Annotated in this window: 5 protein-coding genes; 3 read left to right on the top strand and 2 right to left on the bottom strand. The window is 64.5% G+C overall.

Annotation, left to right across the window (positions count from 1 at the left end; all coding sequences use genetic code 11):
• Positions 1–5 precede the first annotated feature (5 nt).
• Complete coding sequence (locus tag PSQ39_RS21230; RefSeq protein WP_273929626.1) at positions 6–1,316, top strand: citrate synthase; 1,311 nt, start codon at positions 6–8, stop codon at positions 1,314–1,316.
• Between the two features lie 120 nt (positions 1,317–1,436).
• Here the strand turns inward: PSQ39_RS21230 and PSQ39_RS21235 are convergent, their stop codons facing one another.
• Positions 1,437–2,456: a GlxA family transcriptional regulator gene (locus PSQ39_RS21235; protein ID WP_273929629.1), complete on the bottom strand. Its 1,020-nt coding sequence runs from the start codon at positions 2,454–2,456 to the stop codon at positions 1,437–1,439.
• 185 nt (positions 2,457–2,641) lie between these two features.
• On the opposite strand from PSQ39_RS21235, the gene PSQ39_RS21240 reads away from it, so the two are divergent.
• Entirely contained in the window at positions 2,642–3,748 is a 1,107-nt protein-coding gene (locus tag PSQ39_RS21240) for an S-(hydroxymethyl)glutathione dehydrogenase/class III alcohol dehydrogenase (protein WP_273929631.1), read from the top strand.
• A 20-nt stretch (positions 3,749–3,768) separates the two neighbouring features.
• Positions 3,769–4,626, top strand: a complete 858-nt coding sequence (gene fghA, locus PSQ39_RS21245) for an S-formylglutathione hydrolase (RefSeq protein WP_273929633.1) — start codon at positions 3,769–3,771, stop codon at positions 4,624–4,626.
• 13 nt (positions 4,627–4,639) lie between these two features.
• Here the strand turns inward: fghA and PSQ39_RS21250 are convergent, their stop codons facing one another.
• A complete protein-coding gene (locus PSQ39_RS21250; RefSeq protein WP_273929635.1) occupies positions 4,640–5,818 on the bottom strand; it encodes a PA0069 family radical SAM protein in 1,179 nt (392 codons plus the stop codon).
• Between the last annotated feature and the right edge of the window lie 285 nt (positions 5,819–6,103).

Genomic DNA, 6,103 nt, shown 5'->3' on the forward strand with positions numbered 1-6,103 from the left:
TGAATATGAAGCTAGCTGACAATAAAGCCACCCTGTCGTTCAGCAACGGCAGCCCCAGCGTTGACCTGCCGGTCTACCACGGCAACATCGGACCGGACGTCATCGACATCCGCAAGCTGTACGCGCAGACGGGCATGTTCACCTATGACCCCGGCTTCCTGTCGACGGCTTCGTGCCAGTCGGCCATCACCTACATCGATGGCGACAAGGGCGAGCTGCTGTACCGCGGCTACCCCATCGAGCAACTCGCCGTGAACTGCGACTTCCTCGAAACCTGCCACCTGCTGCTGTACGGAGAGCTGCCGAACGAGACCCAAAAGGCTGACTTCACGAACCGCGTGACCCAGCACACCATGGTCAACGAGCAAATGCAGTTCTTCCTGCGTGGCTTCCGCCGTGATGCTCACCCGATGGCTGTGTTGACCGGTCTGGTCGGCGGTCTGTCGGCCTTCTACCACGACAGCACGGACATCAACAACCCGGAACACCGCGAAATCGCGGCCATCCGCTTGATTGCCAAGCTGCCGACCCTGGTCGCCATGGCTTACAAGTACAGCATTGGCCAGCCTTTCATGTACCCGAAGAACTCGCTGAGCTATGCCGGCAACTTCCTGCACATGATGTTCGCCACGCCCTGCGAAGAGTACAAGGTGAACCCGGTCATCGAGAAGGCGCTGGACCGCATCTTCATCCTGCACGCTGACCACGAGCAAAACGCCTCCACCTCCACCGTGCGCCTGTGCGGCTCGTCGGGCACCAACCCGTTTGCAGCCATCGCTGCGGGCGTGGCCTGCCTGTGGGGCCCTGCCCACGGCGGCGCCAACGAAGCCTGCCTGAACATGCTGGAAGAAATCCAAGCCATGGGCGGCGTGGCCAAAGTCGGCGAGTTCATGGAAAAGGTGAAGGACAAGAACTCGGGCGTGCGCCTGATGGGCTTCGGTCACCGTGTCTACAAGAACTACGACCCGCGCGCCAAGCTGATGCAAGAAACCTGCAACGAGGTGCTGCAGGCCCTGGGTCTGGAAAACGACCCGCTGTTCAAGTTGGCCAAGGAACTGGAACGCATCGCTCTGGAAGACGACTACTTCGTGTCGCGCAAGCTGTACCCGAACGTCGACTTCTACTCGGGCATCGTGCAACGCGCCATCGGCATCCCCGTCAGCCTGTTCACCGCGATCTTCGCGCTGGCCCGCACCGTGGGTTGGATTGCCCAACTGAACGAAATGATCGGTGACCCCGAGTACAAGATCGGCCGTCCGCGTCAGCTGTTCACCGGCTCGCCGCGCCGCGACGTCAAGCCCCTGGATCAACGTTGATCCTGGCCCTTTTCGGAGCGCGCCTCGGCCGCTCCGATCAGGCTCCGAGCCCGCCTTCTGGCGGGCTTTTTTCATGGGGCCAGGCCTTCGCGTCAGCCCGGCGTCCAAGCAGGCGGCCACTCAGTCATCTGGCTTGCTTTGGGCGGCGCCACCAAAGCGCTCACGGTATGCCTGGGGGGTGATGCCCAGGCGGCGCAGGAACAGGCTGCGCAAGGCCTGCTCAGACTGAAAACCCACCTGGGCCGCCACCGTCTTGAGCGGCAGGTTGTTGGCCTCTTCCAGGCGTCGGCGAGCGGCCTCCAGGCGGGCTGTCTCGATGAACTCGGACGGGCTGCTGCCGCACTCCTGCAAGAACACGCGGCGGAAATTGCGTTCGCTCATGGCCGCCTGGGAGGCCAGTTCCCCCAGGCTGATGGCTTGGTCCAGATGCGACAAGATCCAGGTCTGCACTTCGCGGATGCCCGGGTGGCGTGTGGCCTGGCTGGCCAGGTGCATGCTGAACTGCGACTGCCCGCCGGGGCGCTTGAGGTACATCACCAGGTCGCGCGCCACCTCCAGCGCCAGGGTGCGGCCGAAATCCTCCTCCACCAAAGCCAGCGCCAGGTCGATGCCGGCGGTCACGCCTGCCGAGGTCCAGAACTTGCCGCTGTGCACGTAGATCGCATCGGGGTCCACCTGCACCGCAGGGTAACGCTGCTGTAACAGGTCGGTAACGCTCCAATGGGTTGCGGCGGCGCGGCCGTCCAGCAGGCCCGCGGCGGCCAAGAAAAAGCTGCCAGAACACAGGGCCACCAAGCGTTTGAGCTGGGGCGCCACCGTCTGCGCCCAGTGCACCAGGCCCGGTGAGGCGGCCAAGGCGCGCTCGATCTCGCGCGAACCCACGATCAGCGCCGTGTCCGGAGCCGCCCCCTGCCCCACCACCTGGGTCGCCTCCAAGGACATGGCCGTGTCCGATCGCACCGGGCCCAGCGCCTCGGCGGCCACCGAGACCACATAACCAGGCCCCTGCCCGCGGCGCGCGAGGTGCACGTTGGCGTAGTCAAACACCGACAGCGGGCCCACGGCCTCCAAAGCCTTGAAGCCGGGGTAGACCACGATCTGGACGGTCTGCGGGGGGAGCGAAACGGGGGACGAAGTCATGTCGGGACAAAGCATCAAACAAGGCAGGCGGTCACAGCGAATGTCAGCGGCCAATCTGGCGCCGCCAACGGCCAAATTGTGAGGCACAGCCGACCCCTTGGTTTCCAAGGCCTTGTCACTCCGCTAGAGTGCGCGCCAAGGCATCCGATCTGCGATGCCAGCAACTTCCGCAGAAAGCACACCCCATGAAAACCCGCGCCGCCGTCGCCTGGCAAGCAGGCCAACCCCTGACCATCGAAACCGTGGACCTGCAAGGCCCGAAATTCGGCGAGGTGTTGGTCGAAATCAAGGCCACTGGCATCTGCCACACCGACTACTACACGCTGTCGGGTGCCGATCCGGAAGGCATCTTTCCCGCCATCCTGGGCCATGAAGGCGCCGGTGTGGTGGTCGACGTGGGCCCAGGCGTGACCACGCTCAAAAAGGGTGACCACGTGATTCCGCTCTACACCCCTGAATGCCGCCAGTGCAAGTTCTGCCTGAGCCGCAAGACCAACCTGTGCCAGCTGATCCGCGGCACCCAAGGCAAGGGCCTGATGCCCGACGCCACCAGCCGCTTCAGCCTGGACGGCAAGCCCATCTTCCACTACATGGGCACCAGCACCTTCAGCAATTACACGGTGGCGCCTGAAATTTCATTGGCCAAGATCCGTGAGGATGCCCCTTTTGACAAAGTGTGCTACATCGGCTGCGGCGTCACCACCGGCATCGGTGCCGTGCTGTTCACCGCCAAGGTCGAAGCGGGTGCCAATGTGGTGGTGTTCGGCCTGGGCGGCATTGGCCTGAACGTGATCCAGGGTGCCAAGATGGTGGGCGCTGACAAGATCATCGGCGTGGACATCAACCCCGCCCGCCAGGAAATGGCCCGCCAGTTCGGCATGACCCACTTCATCAACCCCAAGGAAGTGCCCAATGTGGTGGATGCCATCGTGCAGCTCACCGACGGCGGTGCCGACTACAGCTTCGAGTGCATCGGCAACACCAAGGTGATGCGCGACGCGCTGGAATGCACGCACAAGGGCTGGGGTCGCAGCATCATCATCGGCGTGGCCGAGGCCGGCGCCGAAATCAGCACCCGCCCCTTCCAGCTGGTGACAGGCCGCAAATGGGAAGGCTCGGCCTTTGGTGGCGCACGCGGCCGCACCGACGTGCCCAAGATCGTCGACTGGTACATGGAAGGCAAGATCAACATCGACGACCTGATCACCCACACCATGCCGCTGGAAGACATCAACAAAGGCTTTGACCTGATGAAGCGCGGCGAGTCGATCCGCGGCGTGGTCATCTACTGAGCTCCCTCACCCCAGCGACCATGAGCCCCACCTCGCCCTTTCAAGTCCTGAGCCAGCACACCTGCTTTGGCGGCACCCAGACCTTCTACCAGCATGCTTCGGCCGAAATCGGCCTGCCCATGCGCGTCGGGGTCTACCTGCCGCCGCAGGCCGAGCAGGGCCCTGTGCCCGCCCTGCTCTACCTGGCGGGGCTGACCTGCACCGAAGAAACGTTCGCCATCAAGGCCGGCGCGCAACGCGTGGCGGCCGAGCTGGGCCTGGCCCTGATCAGCCCCGACACCAGCCCCCGGGGCGCCAGGGTGGCCGGTGAAGCCGAAGCCTGGGACCTGGGCGTGGGCGCGGGCTTTTACCTGGACGCCACCGAGTCCCCCTGGGCCCCGCACTGGCGCATGGAAAGCTATCTGACGCAAGAGCTGCTGCCGCAACTGAGCCAGCACCTGCCCATCGATGGCCAGCGCCTGGGCATCACTGGCCATTCCATGGGGGGCCACGGCGCGCTGACCCTGGCGCTGCGCCACCCCGGGCGCTTCAAGTCCTTGTCGGCCCTGGCCCCCATCTGCGCCCCGACGCGCTGCCCCTGGGGCGAAAAAGCCTTCACGGCTTACCTGGGAAGCGACCGCCATGCCTGGGTGGGACATGATGCCTGCGAGCTGCTGGCCTCCCGCGGTGAAGCCTTGCTGGACCAGACCATCCTGGTCGACCAGGGTTTGAACGACAAGTTTCTGGCAGAGCAACTGCACCCGCACTTGCTGGAGGCCGCCTGCGCCCAAGTGGGCCAGGCCCTGACGCTGCGTCGCCATGCCGGCTACGACCACGGCTACTACTTCGTGGCCAGCGTGATCGAAGACCACCTGCGCCACCACGCCGCCCAGCTCTGAGCGGGCTGAGGGCTCAATCGGTTCGCACGGGATGGGCCGGCGCCCGGCGCGAACTGGGGCCGGCGTCCACCTGGATCGGGTCATCGAACAAGCTTGGCTGACGAAACGCCTGATCCGGATCCCGCAAGAACTGACTCACATCCAGCTCATGGCGCTCGCGGTTGAGGCCCAAGCGTGCGCAGGCTTTGTGGAAGCGCTGGTTCAGCAAATCGGCCCACAAGCCATGGCCCTTCATGCGGGTTTTGAAGTCACTCTGGTAGTCCTGCCCGCCTCGAAAATCACGCACCCGGGCCATGATGCGATCGGCGCGTTCGGGGTAATGCTGCTGCAACCACTGCTGAAACAGCTCATTGAGCTCCCAGGGCAGGCGCAACACGGTGTAGAAGGCCGAACCGGCCCCCGCCTCGGCTGCGGCGCTGAGCACGCGCTCCATGTCCTCATTGAGAAACGGGATCTGCGGGGCCACGCTGACCCCCACTGGGATGCCCGCCTCGGCCAAGGTCTTCACCGTGCGCAGGCGCCGCAGGGGAGAGGCGGCACGGGGCTCCAGGCGGCGCGCCAGCGTCGCGTCCAGCGTTGTGATGGTGATGTAGACCGCCACCAGGCCCTGCTGGGCCAGCGGCGCCAGCAAGTCCAAGTCGCGCTCGATCAGACTGGACTTGGTGATGATGGAAAACGGGTGGCGGTGGCGCTGAAACACCTCGATCAAGCGGCGCGTCAGACCCAGCTCACGCTCCACGGGCTGGTAGCAGTCGGTGGCCGAACCCACATTGGTCAAACGGGGCACGTAGCCCGGTCGTGACAAAGCCTGGTCCAGCAACTCGGGCAAGTTGTGCTTGGCCACGATCTGGGTTTCGAAGTCCAAGCCCGGTGACAGACCCAGGTAGCTGTGGGTGGGCCGGGCATAGCAATAGCTGCAGCCATGCTCACAGCCCCGGTAGGGGTTGATGGCTTGGTCAAATGCAATGTCGGGGGAGTCGTTGCGGCTCAGCGCGCTGCGAGCCGTTTCGCGGATGACGCGGGTGGGAAAGGTCTGGGCTGCAAAGGCCTCGTCCTCGGAGACTGGCCAGCCATCGTCCACGGCTTCGCGCTGATCGCGCTCAAAGCGGTGCGCCATGCCGCTGGCAGCCCCTCGCCCCTTGAGGGCGGTCGGTGGCCGCTGAAACACCACCGGCTGACTGAAATCGTCCATGGGCCTCCAAACTGTATATACATACAGTTTACTCAGCTCACCCATGGTCGGCAAACCCCATGGCCAGCCCCCCCCTGGAAAAACGCCCACCCAACCACAAGGCTGGGTGGGCGCCGGGCACTGGCCACCGGGGCCAGTGCGGGGACATCGGGCCGCTCAGGCCGGCGGATTCAACCGGTCGATGCAACAGATTCGCTGAACATCTCAGCGGGCGTCTTGAAGCCAAGTGTCTTACGTGGCCTCTCGTTCAATTGTCTCGCGATCGCGTTGAGCTGTAGCTGTGAA

It is taken from the genome of Curvibacter microcysteis (genome assembly GCF_028649455.1).
Taxonomy (GTDB): Bacteria; Pseudomonadota; Gammaproteobacteria; order Burkholderiales; family Burkholderiaceae_C; genus Curvibacter; species Curvibacter microcysteis.